Raw genomic sequence first — 18,231 nt, forward strand, 5'->3', positions numbered from 1 at the left:
TATTATTTTAAAAAAGTGATTAAAGTGATTATGGTAGTTTAAGTAAGGAGATGAAAATGAATAATTTTACAGAAGATATAAAAACGTATCTTGAAACAAAGTTTGGAAATTCAATTGATGAGGCAAGTGAAAGGCAAGTGTATCAGGCACTTATGGTAAAAACAAGAGATATACTATCGCAAAAGAGGTATAAATACAATTCTAAGTTGAAGAATTCGTGTCAAAAGCAAGTATACTATATGTCAATGGAATTCCTTGTAGGTAGAACTCTAAGAAATAATTTATTTAATCTGGGACTTGAAAAAGAAGTCAGAGAATTATTATCTGAATATTATTTTGATTTAGATGATATATATGCGATGGAACCGGATCCCGGGCTTGGAAATGGTGGATTGGGAAGATTGGCATCTTGCTATATGGATGCCGCGACTAGCAATGACTATCCAATAACAGGTTTTTCTATTCTTTATGAATTCGGTATATTTAAGCAGATAATAAAAAATGGATGGCAACACGAATATCCAGACAATTGGCTTGATATGGGATCTTATGGGCTTGTATATAGAAATGATGAAGAAGTAGAGATTAAGTTCTACGGTAAAACTACTGAAGAGTGGACGGAAAAAGGGTTGAAAATTAGTCATAAAGATTATACATCTATAATTGCAGAGCCATATGATTTGATGATTTCTGGATATAAAAGTGATTCAGTAAATGTTTTAAGACTTTGGAAATCTAAAGCAAATGAAAGATTTGATATAAAATTATTTGAAAAAGGTGAATACGCAAAATCCGTTGAATCTGAAGTCATTGCAAGTTCAATATCAAGACTTCTTTATCCGGCTGATGACAACGACAATGGAAAGGCACTGAGAATAAAACAGCAATATTTCTTTACAAGTGCATCACTTCAACAAATTGTGAGAAAACATTTTATGAATTACAATACATTGGATAATTTTGCTGAAAAGGTAGTAATTCATATAAATGACACTCATCCGGCTATGTGTATTCCAGAATTGATGAGAATATTACTGGATGAATATGATTACTCATGGGAGAAAGCTTGGGAAATAACTACTAATACATTTGCATATACAAATCATACAATAATGGCAGAAGCTCTTGAAAAGTGGTCAGTTCATTTATTTGAGCCTATTTTACCTAGAATATATACTATTATAAAAGAAATCAACAATAGATTTTGTTCATGGTGTAACGAAATTGGAGCATCACATGAACTTGAAACAATGTCTATAATACATAATAATATGATTAGAATGGCAAATTTATGTATAGTAAGTAGCTTTAATGTAAACGGTGTTTCAAAACTTCACTCGGATATACTTGTGAAAGATACTTTTAAATCTTTCAATAGAATATACCCGGGCAAGTTTGATAATGTAACAAATGGTATAGCCCATAGAAGGTGGCTTGGACAGTCAAATCCCGAGTTGGCAAATTATTTAAATAATTTATTAGGGGTCGACTTTATAAATGATCTTTCTAAAATCAACAAATTGATAGAGTACAAAGATAATGAAAAAGTATTAAGGGATTTAGAGGATATAAAAAGAATTAAAAAGACTCAATTGGCAATATACATAAAAGAATCTACAGGAATAAAGGTGGATCCGAATTCAATATTTGATGTACAAGTAAAAAGACTTCATGAGTATAAAAGACAGTTGCTAAATGCACTTCATATAGTTTATTTATATAGAGAAATAAAATTTAATGGATTAAGACCTTTTCCAAGAACATTTATTTTCGGTGCCAAAGCTTCTTCGGGATATGTGATGGCAAAAAATATTATAAAACTGATATGTTCTATTTCTGAAATGATAGAAGCGGATCCTTTAGTAAGGGATTATATAAAGGTAGTATTTTTAGAAGATTACAGGGTTACTTTGGCAGAAATGATTATTCCTGCAGCGAATATTAGTGAACAGATTTCACAAGCAGGAAAAGAGGCATCCGGTACAGGTAACATGAAACTGATGTTAAATGGAGCAATTACTTTAGGTACTATGGATGGTGCAAATGTTGAAATTCATAATGCAGTCGGTGATGAAAATATTTTTATTTTTGGGTTAACAACGCCTGAAGTAAATAGTCTTGCATTAAATGGATATAATCCTAGAGAATTATATTTAAATATACCTGAAATAAAGGATACTCTTGATTTTATAAGAATAATTGATGGAAATGGGACTAATTTTAATAATATAGTCGATTATTTAATAAATAATGATCCCTATATGTGTCTTGCAGATTTCATTAGCTATATAGAAAGCCAAAAGAATATAGAGAAAACTTATACTAATAGAGCAAAATGGAATAAAATGAGTCTTGTAAATATTGCCAAATCTGGTATTTTCTCTGCAGACAGAGCAGTAGAGGAATATGTCAATAATATTTGGAAAATAAATAAAGTTAGATAATTATTCTTGTAATATCGATAGTTTTGATGGACTTATATAAGAGTGTCATGGATTTTTCCATGTCACTCTTAATTTTGGTGTATTTTTAATAAAGTTATTCATATTTATTCTATAATTTTTTTGTATAAGATGGATTAATTTGATATAATATTATTGTAATGAAAAAATGTGGAGGAATTTATGGGGTTAAAAGAGTTTGAATTTATAGAAGCTGCCACTTCAATACTCGGAGAGCAAAGACCTGCATTAGAGGTTATCGAGGAAGAGTTAGTGAAGTTTTTTGGTTCAATTCCACTAAAAGACAATGAACTGATTGCAGTAACATCCCGAATTAAATCGGAAAGTAGCTTAAAAGAAAAGATTATTAGAAACAGATATTTAGTTGATTATTCAAATCCCAAAGATTTGCTATCAGATATACCTGATTTAATTGGTATTAGAATGGAATGCAAATTTATAAAAGAGGAAGAGGAAATTTTTTTGAAGTTGAAAAATTTTTTCAAATGTACAGATGATAGAAAATATTTTTATTCCAAGAGTAATAAAAATATTAGATTATATTTATATGATAGGCAACCTCTTAGACAGAAAAATGGATTTGAAATTTATAAAATCGATGGTGAATACAAATTTTTGAATAGAAGAATAAAATTTGAATTGCAAATAAAATCTCTTGTAAATGTTTTCTGGAGTGAAATAGAACATAAAATAATTTATAAAAATACTACATATTTGCTGGAAGATAAGTTTTTAAAGGATATGATGAGTTCAATAAAAAATAATCTTACTATGATAGATGATCAATTACTTAATATTTACAACAATTTTAAACCGGATAATAATGTTGTTACAAATGTAAATAGAGATGAAATTGAAAAACTGTTTTCTAAATTTTTATATGATTCAATTACCAGAAAAATGGAAGAAAAATTGGCATTTTCGATTGACTTTAAAAAACCATGTAAAACAATTTTAAAGTATTCTTTAAATAAATATGACGATTCAATAGAAGGACTCAGTAGGTTTTTAACAGAAGAATATAGAAAGATAGGAAATTTTATTGAAAAAGATATAGATTTTAATTCTGAAATAATTCTTGAAAGAGAAATAAATTTTGACGATGAATTTTCTAATAATGTTGCAGAACTATTTTTAAAAAAGATGAATTCAGAAGTCCCATGGAATATATTTTTTAGAGTGTTATTTGAGTTGGAACCTGAGAATGATACAGAAGATTTTATGAATTTTATCAGTTTTTTCAAAAAGGCTCTTATTTCAGAAGAAAGTATATTTAATACTGTAGATAAATATGGTGAGTATAGTAATATAATAATAGATGATTTATATGATTGTATTTTTAAGATGTTGAGTAAAGTTGGTAAAATAGATATATTTTTTGATCATAATTTAAAAAAAATTAATAGACTTGCATCAGAAGGTCTTGAATATGTATGCTATGAATTTGATACTTATTTTGATTATATGGAGCAAAAAAGAATTATATCAAAAACGATAACAGATAGTTTAATAAAAATTTTCTAAAGGAGGTGTACTATGGATAATAATTTATCCTACCTTAGAGTTATTTTAACGGAAGAAAATAATTACTCATTGATGTATCTACAAAAAGAGATGGATTCTGAAATAATTACTCAAGATGTACAGGCAATGCAAATTGATGACTTTAAAAAAATAATATCATATTTTGCAAAGAGAGGACTTAAAAAAATAAAATTTGTAGGAGGAGAACCTCTTCTATATAAAGGATTAGAAGAACTTATTGAATTTTCAGGTTCTTTAGGAATAGATGAAATAGGTATTACTACAAATGGAATTGGTTTGGGCACCAGAATTTTAGAACTTAAAAAACTGGGTCTTACCAATGTGAATATTTCATTAGATTCATTAAAAGAGTATAAATATCAAGCTTTGACCAATGGTGGAAACTTAAAAGAAGTTTTTATTTCTATTGATGCCTGTCAAGCAGCTGGAATTAAGTTGAAAATAAATTGTGTTGCGATTAAAGATTTCAATGATGATGAGCTTATTGATTTTATGAAACTGACAATAAACAATGATATTGATATGAGATTGATAGAGCTATTGCCGTATGGAATCGATAAAAAAGTATTTGAAAGAGGATATATGGATTTAAAGGAATTTATTGATAATACTGAAGGTATATATGAAGATTCCGTTGATGATCTGAGTGTTTCAGAATATTTTAAAATATATGAGGCTGTTGGAAGAATAGGAATAATTACCACATCAAGCAGAGAATTTAATGAAGATTTAAGAAGGATTAATATAAGTAATAGAGGATACTTAAATGTTGGTCCAATGCAGAAAAATGAATATTTTATAAAAGACATTATCGATGATGAGGAAAAATTAGATGATTTATTTTATAAAATAACAGCTAAATTATAAAAAAATGTTATATTTTTGAAATTATTATTGATATTTTTATTTTTTATAAAACATGTTATTATATAAAAGCAGGTTTATAATTCAAACATAAAAAGTGTTTGAAGATATTATTTAACAGAGGTGTGAATATGGAAATAGCTGTTTACTTAATCGGGGGATTAGGTATGTTCCTTTATGGAATGAATGTTATGGGGGATGGTTTACAAAAAGCCGCCGGAGAAAAATTAAAAAAGATTGTTGGACTTTTGACTACAAATAAGCTAAGAGGAGTATTTGTAGGGGCAATTGTTACAGCAATTATTCAAAGTTCAAGTGCAACTACAGTTATGACAATAGGTTTTGTAAATGCCGGTATAATGTCGCTACAACAAGCTGTAGGTATTATTATGGGAGCTAATATAGGTACGACTATTACAGCTCAATTGGTATCGTTTAGTATAGAAAAGTATGCACCTATTGCAATAGGATTTGGAATGTTTGCATGGTTTTTTACCAAACAGAAAAATGTGAGAAATTTAAGCGAGATATTAATAGGATTTGGTATTCTTTTTGTGGGAATGAGTTTCATGAAGGAAGCAGCATCACCAGTATCTCAAATGAAAGAAGTACATGAAGCTATGTTGTATCTTAGTAAAAATCCTATTTTAGGAGTGCTTGCAGGATTTATAATAACCGGAACAATTCAGAGCTCAAGTGCATCCATAGGTATACTTATTGTTTTAGCATCCCAAGGTGTGCTTCCAATTACTGCTGCATTACCAGTATTATATGGTGATAATATAGGTACATGTGTGACCTCTCTTTTATCTACTATAGGAGCGAGTAGAAATGCAAAGAGAGCAGCTATAATGCATTTAAGTTTTAATATTATTGGTACTATATTATTTATTCTTATTCTTAATAAGCCGATACTTGCAATAGTACAACAAATAAATCCGAATAATGTTCCTAGACAAATTGCAAATTCACATACGTTATTTAACTTGATAAATGTAATAATTTTATTCCCGTTTAGCAGTTATATTGTGAAGCTTGCTGATAAACTAGTTCCTATTACAGATGAGGAACAAGAAGAAGTTGTTAATACAACTAAATTCCTTGATGAAAGAATGCTTGAAACTCCATCGATAGCTCTTTCAAATACAGTAGATGAAGTTATTAGAATGGCTAGTCGTTCAACTAGATCTTTAAATGCAGCATATGATGCTATAAAAAATAATGATATGGAAAAAAGGGATAAGTGTTTTGAATATGAAAAAATTATTAACACATTACAGCTTGATATAACAAATTTCCTGTTTAAGTTGACAACTACTAATTTAAGTGATAACGAAAGAATAAAAGCAGATGTATTATTTCATATAGTGAATGACATAGAGAGAGTGGGAGATCATGCTGAAAACTTAGCTGAAATTTCAGGATTTATGCATGATAAAAAACTTTCATTTACTGACGAAGCCAGAGAAGAATTAGATGAATTATTTGAGTTTGCATCTAATAACTTTTATGATTCAATTACTGCTATAAAGACTCATGATGTGGATTTAGCTACATTAATAGCAAGTAGAGAAAAGGATGTAAATAAACTTGAAAAGAAAGCTAGAGATTCACATATGAAGAGACTTCGTAATGGAGAATGTTCTGTGGAAGCGGGAATTTATTTCTTAGATATAATAACTAATCTTGAAAGAATATCCGACCATTCAATAAATATTTTAGATGAAATGAATAGGTTGCAAGGAAAAATGGAAGTATAATATAAGTAGAGTTCCTTTTTAAAGGAGCTCTTTTTTATAACATAAATTTGATGAAATTAAGGAAGTGATGATGTGAGAGAAAAGTATAATAAAATGTTAGATTATGAGATTATAAAAAAAATGCCTAAAATAGAATTACATTGCCATTTGGATGGTTCATTGAGATATAATAGTGTAATTGAAGAAGCAAAAAAACAAAATATTGATTTGAAATTGACAGAAAATGAAATAAAAGAAAAATTAATTGCTCCTAAAGAGTGTGAATCACTAGATAGATATTTAGAGAGTTTTGAACTTCCTTTAAAAGTTATGCAGACAAGTGATAGCTTAAAGAGATTTACTTATGAAGTTTTTGAAGATTCTTATAAAGAAGGAATAGTATATATGGAATTGAGATTTGCTCCTGTATTGCATATGGACAATGGTATGACTATGAAAGAAATTATAAGAGCTGTTATAGAAGGAATGAAAAATGCTGAAAAAAAATATGGTATATACGGAAATATCATACTATGTTGTATGAAAAACTACGATGAAAAGTATGCAATTGAAACAATAGAAGCTGGAAAAGATTATCTGGGCAAAGGTGTAGTGGGTATAGATCTTGCAGGACCGGAATTAGAAGGTTTTTCGAAAAAATTTAAAAATTCAATAAGATTAGCTAAAAATTATGGGTATTATATCACTATACATGCTGGAGAAGCTGCTTCAGGAAATAATGTATATGAGTCAATCAAATTACTCGGGGCTCAAAGAATAGGTCACGGTGTAAGGACTTTTGAGAGTAGTAAAGCATATAATGCAATAAAAAATAAAGAAGTATTTTTAGAGGTGTGCCCAAGCAGTAACATACAAACAAAGGCAGTTAAAAATTTAAAAACACATCCATTTATAGATTATTATAAAGATGATATACACATGTCTTTTAATACTGACAACAGAACTGTTTCAGATACAACATTGAGTAAAGAGATTTTTTTAGCTGGTTCAATTATTGGTCTATCACTAGACGATTATAAGAAAATGTATTATAATACAGTTGGAGCGTCATTTGCCCTAGAATCAACCAAAAATAAATTATTAAATAAAATGGAATTGTTTTATAAAAACTTAAAAGGAGGTATTTTTTATGAGTAATTGCGATACTTGTCCATCAAGTAATCAAGGAAATACAAATCCAGAAAATACTGGTGTAACAAAAAATCCTAATAATAAAATTAAAAATATAATAGGAGTAATGAGTGGTAAGGGTGGAGTAGGAAAATCTACTGTAACAACTCTTTTGGCTAGACAACTTTCAGAGCAAGGATATAATGTGGGTATATTAGATGCGGATATTACCGGTCCAAGTATACCTAGATTAATGATGATTGATCATATAAAGGCTTATTCAGATGGTGAATTTATAATACCTGTTATGACAGATAATGGAATTAAAGTAGTTTCTTTAAATCTTTTGATAGAAGATGAAGATTCACCTGTAATTTGGAGAGGACCTATGATAGGTGGTGTTGTACAGCAATTTTATTCAGAAGTTTTATGGGGAGAATTAGATTATTTACTAATAGATATGCCTCCTGGAACTGGTGATGTTGCATTGACTGTGATGCAGTCTATACCACTTACCGGCATTGTAATGGTATCAATACCACAAAACCTGGTTTCTATGATAGTTGGCAAAGCTATAAATATGGCAAATCAATTGAAAGTTCCGGTTGTAGGTGTTGTAGAAAATATGAGTTATGTTGTATGTCCCGGATGCTCAGAAAAAATTAAAATTTTCTCTGATGAAAAAACAGATGAATTTTTAAAACAATATAATCTTGATCTATTAGGTGAACTACCTATGTCTCAAGAAATAATAAAGATTCAGAGTGACGGATTAGGTGAAATAAGTGATGGACTTAAAGAAATTATAAAGGGCATTGCAGATAAGGTTGAAGCATTCTGTAAAAAAAATAGAATAAAGATGTTTTTTAAATAGGATATTAATATTTGAAATAGAATTTAGAATAAATGACCTCCAATTATCTCGAAGTTATAGATAGCTGGAGGTTTTATTTTCTACAATTTTTTTATAGACTTAATTGAATTTAAAGGTATATATAAGGACTCACCGTGTTTTGAGTTTTCCTCATCTAAATATGTAACTGATAAAGTTAGTGATAAGTTATCATATTCCGAGATTGTTCCATATAGTTTTGAACTACATAGATATGAATTTACTTCAACAAAGTCATTCTTATGATTTTTAACAAAATCATGAAAAGTTACAGCCGGTCTTTTTTTATTTTTATTCTTATTGGCAGATGTAATCTTGATCATAGAACTCACTCCTTCAAAAATTTTACAAACGATAAAAATTATTCCTCAATCATAAGTAAAAAACTACTATATATTGATAAAAGTTTCTTTTTACTTATATTTATTATATAATGTAGTAAAAGTAAAGTAAATATCAAAAGGAGAAAAAGATGATAGCCATAGATAAAAAAAATACAATTACAGATTTAAGAAGTGTATATACATCCAAATTTTTAAATATGTTCGAAATCCACTACAAAACAAAAAACGGTAATAATAAAAAATGGATAGTTGCAACTAGAAAAAGCGAAGAGGAGTATAAGAAAATAATATTTGAAAATTACAATATAAAAAATGATGCGGTAATAATTGTAGGATATGATGAATCTAGAGATAGTGTAGTTATAATAAATGAATTTAGAATGTCTATAAATGACTATATTTATTCTTTTCCGGCAGGTTTGATAGATAATGATGAGGATTATAAAGAAACAGCTATAAGAGAAATGAGGGAAGAAACGGGTCTGGAATTATATGAAATAGAAGATGAGAAGAGTTGTAAAAAAGCATTTTTATCAGTTGGTATGACGGATGAGTCAGTGGCAATCGTATTTGGAAAAGTAAGAGGAGAAATTTCTATTAAAAATCAGGAAGATAGTGAGATAATATATCCTTTTTATGTAGGTAGAGAGAGAGCTAAAGAAATATTGGAATCTAATAGTAATATAGATATTAAAGCGTGGCTTATTTTAAAAAATTTTTCTGAGGGTAAAATATAGGAGAGATATAACATGTACACATATTTAATCAGATGTCTTGATAATTCTCTTTATTGTGGTTATACTACGGATATTGACAGAAGAATATCTGAGCATAAAAATGGAGTAGGATCAAAATACGTATCTGCTAAAGGGTTTCTCAAAGTGGAAATCGTATTTAAATTGAAAGATAAAAGTAGTGCAATGAAATTGGAATGTTTTATAAAAAGACTTAGCAAAAAAAAGAAAGAAGAATTGATTGAAGGCTCAATCAATCATTTGAAAGGGTGTAATATTAAATATAATATATATAATAATAAAAGTAATGTCAAACGTTAATATGTTCGGCATTACTTTTTTGAAAAAAATTATTTATTTTATTGACAAAAATGTGTACTATAGATATAATACAGTTAAAGTGTATTATATGCATAGTACATTAGTATTATAGACATAGTACATTTTATTTGACAAAATAAATAATGAGTGGAAAGGAGTGCCTATGTTTGAAGCATTTGAATTTAATAATAATTCTCCGATTTATCTCCAGATAACCAAATTCTTTGAAGCAATGGTATTTTTGGGTGAGTTAAAACCGGGAGATCTAATTCCTTCCCGAAGAGAGTTAGCCGGAGAGATGAGAGTAAATTTAAATACTGTTCAAAAATCCTATGCGTATATGGAAGAAATAGGACTAATCACAACGGAGAAGAACAGATATAGCGTAATAACTAAAGATACAGACAAAATAGAAGAATTGAAGAATAATTATATTAAAGAACCGCTAATTATATTTTTGAAAACAATGAAATCTATTAATATATCTAAAGATAGTGTCTTGGAGTTGATAGATAAATATTATGATATAGTTGATGAAATGGAGGGTTTGGAAGATGATAATTGTAAAGAATCTGACAAAAAAATATAAAAAATCAGGACATATGAAGAAGAAATATATGAATTATGCATTAGATAATGTATCTTTAAATATAAAAGAAGGTGAAATTACCGCTATTTTGGGAATAAACGGTGCAGGAAAATCTACTTTACTTAAAAGTATTGCAGGGATTGTAAAGGTGGATTCTGGAAGTATATGTATAGATGAGGAGAGGTTAAACTCCAACATTTATAATAAATTGATTTTTATACCTGATTGTGATATACATTTTGCCGGGTTTACTATTAATCAAATGTTAGATTTTTATAGAGACTTTTATCCTTATTTTAATGACAAAAAAGCAGATGATATGCTTGAATTTTTTAAGTTAGAAAAAGATGTTATCATAGATTCTTTATCAAAGGGAAATATTGCAAAGGTAAAATTGGTGTTAGCGTTCTCTCTTGACTTAAAATATATTTTATTGGATGAACCCTTTAATGGAATAGATATTTTTAAAAGAGAAGAATTTGTGGGTATGATGGCAAAATATATGGACAAAAATCAATCAATAATTTTGACTACACATGAAATATCCGATATAGAACAAATCGTGGATAGGGTTGTAATTTTAAGCGAAGGTAAGGTAGTATCAAATTTTGAGGCAGAAAAAATGAGAGATAAAGAAGGAAAATCAATTCTCCAGAAACTAAGAGAGGTGTCGATAAATGAATAATTTTTTAAAAATATTCAAATATAATTTTTATATGAATAGAGGTTTATTTTTTATTCTCAATATTATGGGATTGACTGCTTCGATTATATTTTTTATATTTTCTTCATTTAGTTTTAAAATGAATATATCAAGTTCTATAGCTGACTACAATATCAAAGGGTATAGCATGCTTGGTACAGAAGTTAAATTTATGAGTATTAATATTATAGCTTTAATATTAATTATTGCCATCTATGTAATATTATCAATATACAAAAGGATATATAATGATGATGGCTCTATGTATGTTATGCTTCAATTACCTGTAAATAAAAATAATCATTTATTATCTATATTTGCTGAATCAATTATTTTTACTGCAGTTCAGTATATATTTTGTATTTTGATGATATTTGCTACCTACAAAGTTGCCTGCTATTTTTATAATGCAAACATATCACTTTTTAACGGTAGTTATGAGGCGGATGTATTAAAAAATTTTAAAAGTTATGCAGCACATTTAAGTTTGTCATTTGTAGAATTTGATGTTTTAGGTTCGTTGTACAGAATGACAATAACTACTATTGGATTAGTCTCATTTACAATGTTTATATTGATTAATTTTTATAAATTTGGGAAAAAAACAATTGTCATTTTTATAATAGCCGGTTTATTATTGATATTTATTGAAATGAACTATTCGATCTCAATTATATATCATATTTTAATTTGTATGATAGATAGTGTTAATATTCAAAACTTGATAAATTCTTTAGCGATAATAGCTGTTACTTTCGCCTATTCATCATATTTCTTTAGTAGAAGAATTGATTTTTAGGAGGTGCTTTATGATAGATATTTTAAGATTATATTATTATGAAATGGAAAAAAATAGGAAAAAGTTTATAATAATTTCAGTAGCAGTATTAATAATGATATTTTCGCTTTCTTATATTATGCTTGTTGATACATTTAACTATCTCTCAATACCAAATAATATAAAAATTTTTGGAGAATTTTCAAAGCATTCATCTGAAAATATCGGACTATCCGAATTAATAAAAAATTATTCAAAAGATAGAATAAGTATAAAAACGTATATAGAGCTGGGAATGGAATTTTATTTTGCGTTAGGAACTTTAATTTCAATATTGATGTCATTTGATATTGTGATGAAAAATTATAGAAAAAAGAATCAAAGCTACTATATTGAATCAATGTTGCCAATCGGTATATGGAAGACAAAAATAGCAAAAATTCTGTGTGGTTACAGTTTATATGTTTTTTTTATAAGTATGTCTTTAATAGGAATGATGCTACTAGACAAGATTATGGGAATGGCATTTTCGGATATATATATTGCCGATGTGTGTGGAAAAAGCTTTGATAATCCTTTTGTACCTGGTGAATTTTTAAATAATGTTTTATTTATGTTTGCTTTTGTATTGACTTGTATAGTTGGAACACAGTTTTTGACGAGTGTACTTTTTACGGATTATAAAAGGGGAAGCAATTACAAAAGAATATCTTTTTTTATAGTATTGCCAATATGTATTTTCTTGATGACTCTTCTTATAATCGTTTTAGTGTTTGTGCCTGAATATGCAGTTTATACATCAAAATTGAATATAAAGCTAATAGTTCTCATTATTCTGACTTTTATATCGGGTGGCATGTTTGTAGCTGATGTTAAAATTACTAAAAAAAGATTGAAAGGAGGGCTATAAAATGAAAAAATCTCTTAAAAGAGGTATTGCTATATTTATAGGCATCCTATTTATTTTTTCGATAAGTATTTATAATTTTACAGCAAAATATAAGCAAGAAATAAAATTGAAGACAATATATGGGGAAGCTAAGGAAATTGATAATATAAATATAGGATATTTAAATTTTTCAAAATATACTCATGATGATGACTATCCTATAGAAAATCAATTCAAAAAAAATCCTCCTGTTGTAAAGTTATTTAGAAGTGGCAAAAAAATGGATACTCCTAAAACGATATTTAGGAATAATAAACCGGTTTTTGAAATAAATGGGGAAATTTATACTGGTAAGGAAACGGATAGCGGAGAAAATATATATATTAATGGACAAGGAGATGAAAGTGAACATATTGATGGTGCGGATCCAAAAGATGTTTATATAAGTATTAAGGAAGAAAAAATATTAGAAGAAAATAATAACTATTTTATAAGGATAGATAGAGACTCTGATTTATATAAAGAAATAAGAGATTACAATAAAAATAATACCAGTTTATTATCATTTGACAGAGTAGATGATAAATTATATATTTTATTAAAAGTTGAAAACACAAATGAAATAGACACAGTAAAAAATAACATACAGATAAAATATCGAAAAGAAAAAGATAATAAAAAGATAGATTTTAAAGTTCCTGATTTAAAGGTGAAGGTTCATTTAATTGAATATAATTTAAATAGCAAAAAATATATGGAGAAATCCAGTTTTGAGTTTTCTGAAAAAATTAATATTGATTTTAAAATTGCTGATCCGGAGGAGTATTATCAGGAGTTCAAGACTGTATTACCATTTTTATATAAAGATAAATACATTATTTTTACAAAAATAAATAATAAAAAGATTGCAAAGATTATAAATATAAAAGATGGGAATATAGTATCTAAAGAAGTAGAGGACAAGGATAATTTAGATATTATATTCAATAATATTGACACATTACTACACCCATTATATATGTCTTATGATGAACAAAAAGATGCAGTTTTTGTAGTAGCAAAAGACGAAAATATGAAGAAACTTTTTTATATGTATATAAAAGAGAAAAATGGCGAGATATATATGGATAAGAAGTACATAGATATACGAACAGGTAATGAAATGTATAACATAAAAAAAGATGGAACATTGGTGGATGATAATAAAGATGACTATAATGAAACAGAATTTGATGAAGAATCCATAAAATATTTTATGAGAACGTATACTGATTTTGATGTTTCCAGACATAGTAATAAACTTGTTATTCTAAAAAAAGACGATTTCACAATAGGTGAATATAGAGAAAATCAATACATGAATAGCATTGTGCGAAATGATTTGATTATATATGATTTAAATAAAGAAAATATATTATATATTGGAAGATTTGAATTGAATCCGCATTTAAATAAATTTGTCATTTTGGAAAAACTGAATAATAAGTAAAGAATTAGGCAATTATTTTCTTGAAACATGTACTAATAAAAAACATTAAATAGTACAAGTTTAATAGAGAATAATTGTCTTTTTTGATATAATATAAATCAGGTGGTGGTATATGTGAATATAACTGTGTATTGTGGTGCAAATATAGGTAATAATAATATTTATGAAAAAGCCACAATAAAATTGGGGAAATGGATTGCATCTAATAATAATACTTTAATATATGGGGGGTCTAAATCAGGATTAATGGATGTTCTTGCTAGCGTTGTAATGAAAAATGGAGGCAAAGCTATTGGTGTAATTCCCAAATTTTTAATGGAAATAGAGCTTGCTCATGAAGGATTGACACAACTTATTAAGGTTGAAGATATGTCTAGTAGAAAAAAGAAAATGGTGGAATTAGGAGATGTATATATTGCATTGCCCGGTGGACCGGGAACATTAGAAGAAATTTCTGAAGTTATATCATGGTCAAGGTTAGGAAAAAATAATAATCCTTGTATATTATTTAATGAAAATAATTACTATGATAATTTAAAACATCAGTATGATCTTATGGTTAAAGAAGGATTTTTATCACAAGATGGCAGGGATAGAATTTTGTTTTCCAATGATTTAAATGAGATTGATAATTTTATAAAGAACTATAAGATTCCTGAAATTAGAAAATATGATAGAAAATAAGCACTTTTTAATATTTATGTAAAGTATATTTGAAGATTTTGTGATTTATTAGTATAATAAATGGTGTTGGTTTTATTGATACCATCTATATTTTGGAAATATATGGAGGAATTATGATTAGGTTTTTAGATGAAATAGATAAAATAATAGATTATATTTTAAGAAATGACAGATTTATAGTTACTTCACACATAAATCCGGATGGCGATAATATAGGATCTTCAATAGCAATATATGAGTTTATCGCAGGTCTTGGAAAAGACGTGAAATATGTATTAGACGATGATTATCCGACAAATCTTAAATTTTTACTCGATGAAAAAATTAAAAATAAATCAAATGATATATTAGATAGAGGTCAAACAATTATAGCTTTAGATTCCGGAGACTATTCAAGAATTTGTATAGATAACGATATATTAGAAAAAGCAACTGAAATAATATGCATCGATCATCATATGACTAACGGAGAATATAGTAATTACAAATACATAGATACAAAAGCATCTTCAACATGTGAATTAGTATATAATTTAATTAAAAGATATGAAGAAAGATTTGAGAAGATGATAATATCTGAAAAAATTGCAACATCACTTTATACCGGACTTATAACAGATACCGGTAATTTTCAATATTCAAACACAGAGGTTTCATCTTTTATAATGGCAGCGGATTTAATGACTAGAAATGCTGATAAAAATAAAGTTATTCAGAATATTTTTCAAAGCAATACATTAAAATTTTATAAAATACTTGGTGAATCACTATCAAAAATGGAAGTTATTGATGAAAAAATATCCATTATAATAGTTACAAATGAAATGCTTTTGAAAAATCAAGTAGCATATGATGACATAGATGCGATAACTCCTTATTCGAGGGATATAGAAGGAGTAGAGTTGGGAATTTTTATTAAAGAGAAATCTGTTGGGGAAATTAAAGTCAGTTTAAGGTCCAAAAACTATGTTGATTGCACAAAGATTGCAAAAGCATTTGGTGGAGGAGGTCACATAAGAGCTTCTGGATGCACAATAACGGATGTTTCTGTGGATGAAGCGAGAGAAATGCTTATAGCAGAATCTAAAAAACATATATAGGAATCTGGAAAGGTATTAATGAATGGATAGAATATTTAATATAAATAAGCCTGAGGGTATGACTTCACATGATGTTGTCTATAAAGTCAGGAAAATTTTAGGTATAAAGAAAGTCGGACATACAGGAACTCTTGATCCTGATGCTATCGGTGTTTTGCCAATTTGTGTTGGCAGAGCTACAAAAGTCAGTGATTTGATATTGAACAAAGATAAAGAGTATGAATGTGAAATGATACTGGGAATTGAAACTGATACATATGACTCTTCCGGAAAAGTGATATTTGAAAAAGAAATAAAAGGCATAACCGAAGAGGACGTAAAAAAAGCTTTGCTATCTCAAATTGGTGAAATAGACCAATATCCTCCTATATACTCGGCTTTGAAAATCAATGGAGAGAAGATGTGTGATATAGCAAGAAGTGGTAGGGCTGATGAAATAATTGTTAATCCTAGAAGAATTGAGATAAAAAATATAGAAATATTATCTATTGACTTGCCCAAAGTTTTGTTTAAGGTTGAATGTAGTAAGGGTACATATATAAGGAGTATTTGTCATGATGTTGGGGCGGATTTAGAAATAGGAGCTCACATGACATATTTAAAGAGAATTAAAAGTGGTATATTTGAATATGATAATACCATAACCTTGCAAGAACTAGAAAAATATAAACAAGAAAACAGATTGATAGAACATAGTTTTTCAATAGAGGAAACTTTATCTGAATTTCCGTATTTAATTTTAAATAATAATGCGGTTAAATATTATTCAAATGGTGGTGTAATTGAATCAAATAGATTTATAGACGGTGATTATTCTGAGAAAAGCAAAAGAGTAAGGGTTTATACCCCTGATAGAGATTTTATAGGTATAGGTATTTTGAATAAGGATAATGATAAACTATGGGTTAAAAGTGAAAAAATATTTAGGTTAGGATAATGGTGGTATAATGTTAGTTTTTAATAATATTGATGAAATAGATATTTCTTGTGATACTTGTGTTACTATTGGGAATTTCGATGGTGTGCATAAGGGGCATCAAACGCTTATGAAAAAAGCTATAGAGTATTCAAAATTGAATAATCTAAAAAGTGTAGTTTTTACATTTGCTAATCATCCGGTAAATTATTTTAAACCTGGATATGTTAAAAATATTATTACGTATGATGAGAAAAAAACTTTATTAGAAGACTTGGGTGTTGATGTTTTAGTGAATATACCATTTGGGGTGGAAATGACTGAAATATCAGCGGAGGATTATGTACAGAATATACTTATTGATAAACTTCACGTGAAAAAACTTATAGTAGGTCATGATTTCACCTTTGCCAGAAAAAGAGAGGGAAATGTCGAAGTTCTTAAAAAACTAAGTACTGAAAAAGGCTTTGAACTGGAGATAGTAACTCCAGTATTAGTTGATGGGAAAAGAGTGAGTTCTACTGATATAAGAGCAATGATAGCGGAAGGGGATGTGTCCGGAGCTGAGAAACTTCTGGGAAGATATTTTGCAGTGGAAGGGATAGTAATAAGAGCAAGACAGATTGGAAGAACAATTGGTTTTCCGACTGCAAATTTAGATGTTGATAAGAATATGGTCATACCTCAAAAGGGAATTTACGCCACTATTGCAAAGATTGATAATAGGGTATTTTGTGGTGCTACAAGTATAGGTACTAATCCAACTGTAAATGGAAAAGGTCTTAGTATAGAAACATATATTTTGGATTTTGACGAAGATATTTACGATCAAAGGCTTAGAATTGAATTTGTAGAGCGAATGAGAGATGAAATAAAATTTGATAGTGTAGAAGGTTTAAAAGAGCAATTGACAGAAGATGTTGAATATGTTAGAAAAAACTATGTAAGACACTGTCAACCGTAAATGAAAATGTCCCAAAAATTTTTAAACATTAGCACTGGTTTTCCAGTGCTTTTTTGCTATTTGGATATGCCGTGCACCCCAACAAGA

18 protein-coding genes are annotated in these 18,231 nt (G+C 28.0%); 17 read left to right on the plus strand and 1 reads right to left on the minus strand.

From position 1 onward, the window contains the following. Positions 1–56: 56 nt before the first annotated feature. The 6 genes from HLB29_RS09000 (at position 57) to HLB29_RS09025 (ending at position 8,615) form a co-directional block, all read left to right on the plus strand. Positions 57–2,444 (plus strand): glycogen/starch/alpha-glucan phosphorylase, encoded by a 2,388-nt coding sequence (locus tag HLB29_RS09000; RefSeq protein ID WP_185624831.1) that lies wholly within the window; start codon positions 57–59, stop codon positions 2,442–2,444. 180 nt (positions 2,445–2,624) lie between these two features. After that, positions 2,625–3,986 carry a GTP pyrophosphokinase gene (locus tag HLB29_RS09005; RefSeq protein WP_185624832.1) on the plus strand — a complete coding sequence of 454 codons (1,362 nt, stop codon included), beginning with the start codon at positions 2,625–2,627 and terminating at the stop codon, positions 3,984–3,986. 12 nt (positions 3,987–3,998) lie between these two features. Beyond that, positions 3,999–4,874, plus strand: a complete 876-nt coding sequence (locus tag HLB29_RS09010) for a radical SAM protein (RefSeq protein ID WP_185624833.1) — start codon at positions 3,999–4,001, stop codon at positions 4,872–4,874. 128 nt (positions 4,875–5,002) lie between these two features. Next, positions 5,003–6,631 (plus strand): Na/Pi cotransporter family protein, encoded by a 1,629-nt coding sequence (locus HLB29_RS09015; RefSeq protein ID WP_185624834.1) that lies wholly within the window; start codon positions 5,003–5,005, stop codon positions 6,629–6,631. A gap of 72 nt (positions 6,632–6,703) precedes the next feature. Beyond that, entirely contained in the window at positions 6,704–7,768 is a 1,065-nt protein-coding gene (add, locus tag HLB29_RS09020; RefSeq protein WP_330604466.1) for an adenosine deaminase, read from the plus strand. Next, complete coding sequence (locus HLB29_RS09025; RefSeq protein ID WP_185624835.1) at positions 7,761–8,615, plus strand: Mrp/NBP35 family ATP-binding protein; 855 nt, start codon at positions 7,761–7,763, stop codon at positions 8,613–8,615. Before add ends, HLB29_RS09025 begins: the two co-directional genes overlap by 8 nt. Before the next feature lie 80 nt (positions 8,616–8,695). On the opposite strand, the gene HLB29_RS09030 is transcribed toward HLB29_RS09025, so the two are convergent. After that, the gene (locus HLB29_RS09030; protein ID WP_185624836.1) at positions 8,696–8,956 is read right to left on the minus strand and encodes a hypothetical protein; all 261 of its coding nucleotides are present in this window, start codon (positions 8,954–8,956) and stop codon (positions 8,696–8,698) included. Between the two features lie 149 nt (positions 8,957–9,105). On the opposite strand from HLB29_RS09030, the gene HLB29_RS09035 reads away from it, so the two are divergent. The 11 genes from HLB29_RS09035 (at position 9,106) to HLB29_RS09085 (ending at position 18,144) form a co-directional block, all read left to right on the plus strand. Then, positions 9,106–9,714: an NUDIX hydrolase gene (locus HLB29_RS09035; protein WP_185624837.1), complete on the plus strand. Its 609-nt coding sequence runs from the start codon at positions 9,106–9,108 to the stop codon at positions 9,712–9,714. A 12-nt stretch (positions 9,715–9,726) separates the two neighbouring features. Beyond that, positions 9,727–10,032 (plus strand): GIY-YIG nuclease family protein, encoded by a 306-nt coding sequence (locus HLB29_RS09040; RefSeq protein WP_185624838.1) that lies wholly within the window; start codon positions 9,727–9,729, stop codon positions 10,030–10,032. A 163-nt stretch (positions 10,033–10,195) separates the two neighbouring features. After that, a complete protein-coding gene (locus HLB29_RS09045; RefSeq protein ID WP_207719559.1) occupies positions 10,196–10,621 on the plus strand; it encodes a GntR family transcriptional regulator in 426 nt (141 codons plus the stop codon). Next, the gene (locus HLB29_RS09050) at positions 10,587–11,306 is read left to right on the plus strand and encodes an ABC transporter ATP-binding protein (RefSeq protein ID WP_185624840.1); all 720 of its coding nucleotides are present in this window, start codon (positions 10,587–10,589) and stop codon (positions 11,304–11,306) included. Before HLB29_RS09045 ends, HLB29_RS09050 begins: the two co-directional genes overlap by 35 nt. Next, positions 11,299–12,123, plus strand: coding sequence for a hypothetical protein (locus HLB29_RS09055; RefSeq protein WP_185624841.1), 825 nt, complete (start codon positions 11,299–11,301; stop codon positions 12,121–12,123). Before HLB29_RS09050 ends, HLB29_RS09055 begins: the two co-directional genes overlap by 8 nt. A gap of 10 nt (positions 12,124–12,133) precedes the next feature. Continuing rightward, entirely contained in the window at positions 12,134–13,012 is an 879-nt protein-coding gene (locus HLB29_RS09060; RefSeq protein WP_185624842.1) for a hypothetical protein, read from the plus strand. Position 13,013: 1 nt separating this feature from the next. Further along, a complete protein-coding gene (locus HLB29_RS09065) occupies positions 13,014–14,480 on the plus strand; it encodes a hypothetical protein (RefSeq protein WP_185624843.1) in 1,467 nt (488 codons plus the stop codon). Between the two features lie 114 nt (positions 14,481–14,594). Beyond that, positions 14,595–15,164 carry an LOG family protein gene (locus HLB29_RS09070; protein WP_185624844.1) on the plus strand — a complete coding sequence of 190 codons (570 nt, stop codon included), beginning with the start codon at positions 14,595–14,597 and terminating at the stop codon, positions 15,162–15,164. Between the two features lie 113 nt (positions 15,165–15,277). Further along, positions 15,278–16,264 (plus strand): DHH family phosphoesterase, encoded by a 987-nt coding sequence (locus tag HLB29_RS09075; RefSeq protein WP_185624845.1) that lies wholly within the window; start codon positions 15,278–15,280, stop codon positions 16,262–16,264. 22 nt (positions 16,265–16,286) lie between these two features. Continuing rightward, entirely contained in the window at positions 16,287–17,201 is a 915-nt protein-coding gene (truB, locus tag HLB29_RS09080) for a tRNA pseudouridine(55) synthase TruB (protein ID WP_185624846.1), read from the plus strand. Between the two features lie 10 nt (positions 17,202–17,211). Beyond that, entirely contained in the window at positions 17,212–18,144 is a 933-nt protein-coding gene (locus tag HLB29_RS09085) for a bifunctional riboflavin kinase/FAD synthetase (protein ID WP_185624847.1), read from the plus strand. The last annotated feature ends 87 nt before the right edge of the window (positions 18,145–18,231 follow it).

Origin of the sequence: Peptostreptococcus canis, assembly GCF_014229965.1 — a bacterium.
In the GTDB taxonomy this organism is placed as follows: Bacteria; Bacillota; Clostridia; order Peptostreptococcales; family Peptostreptococcaceae; genus Peptostreptococcus; species Peptostreptococcus canis.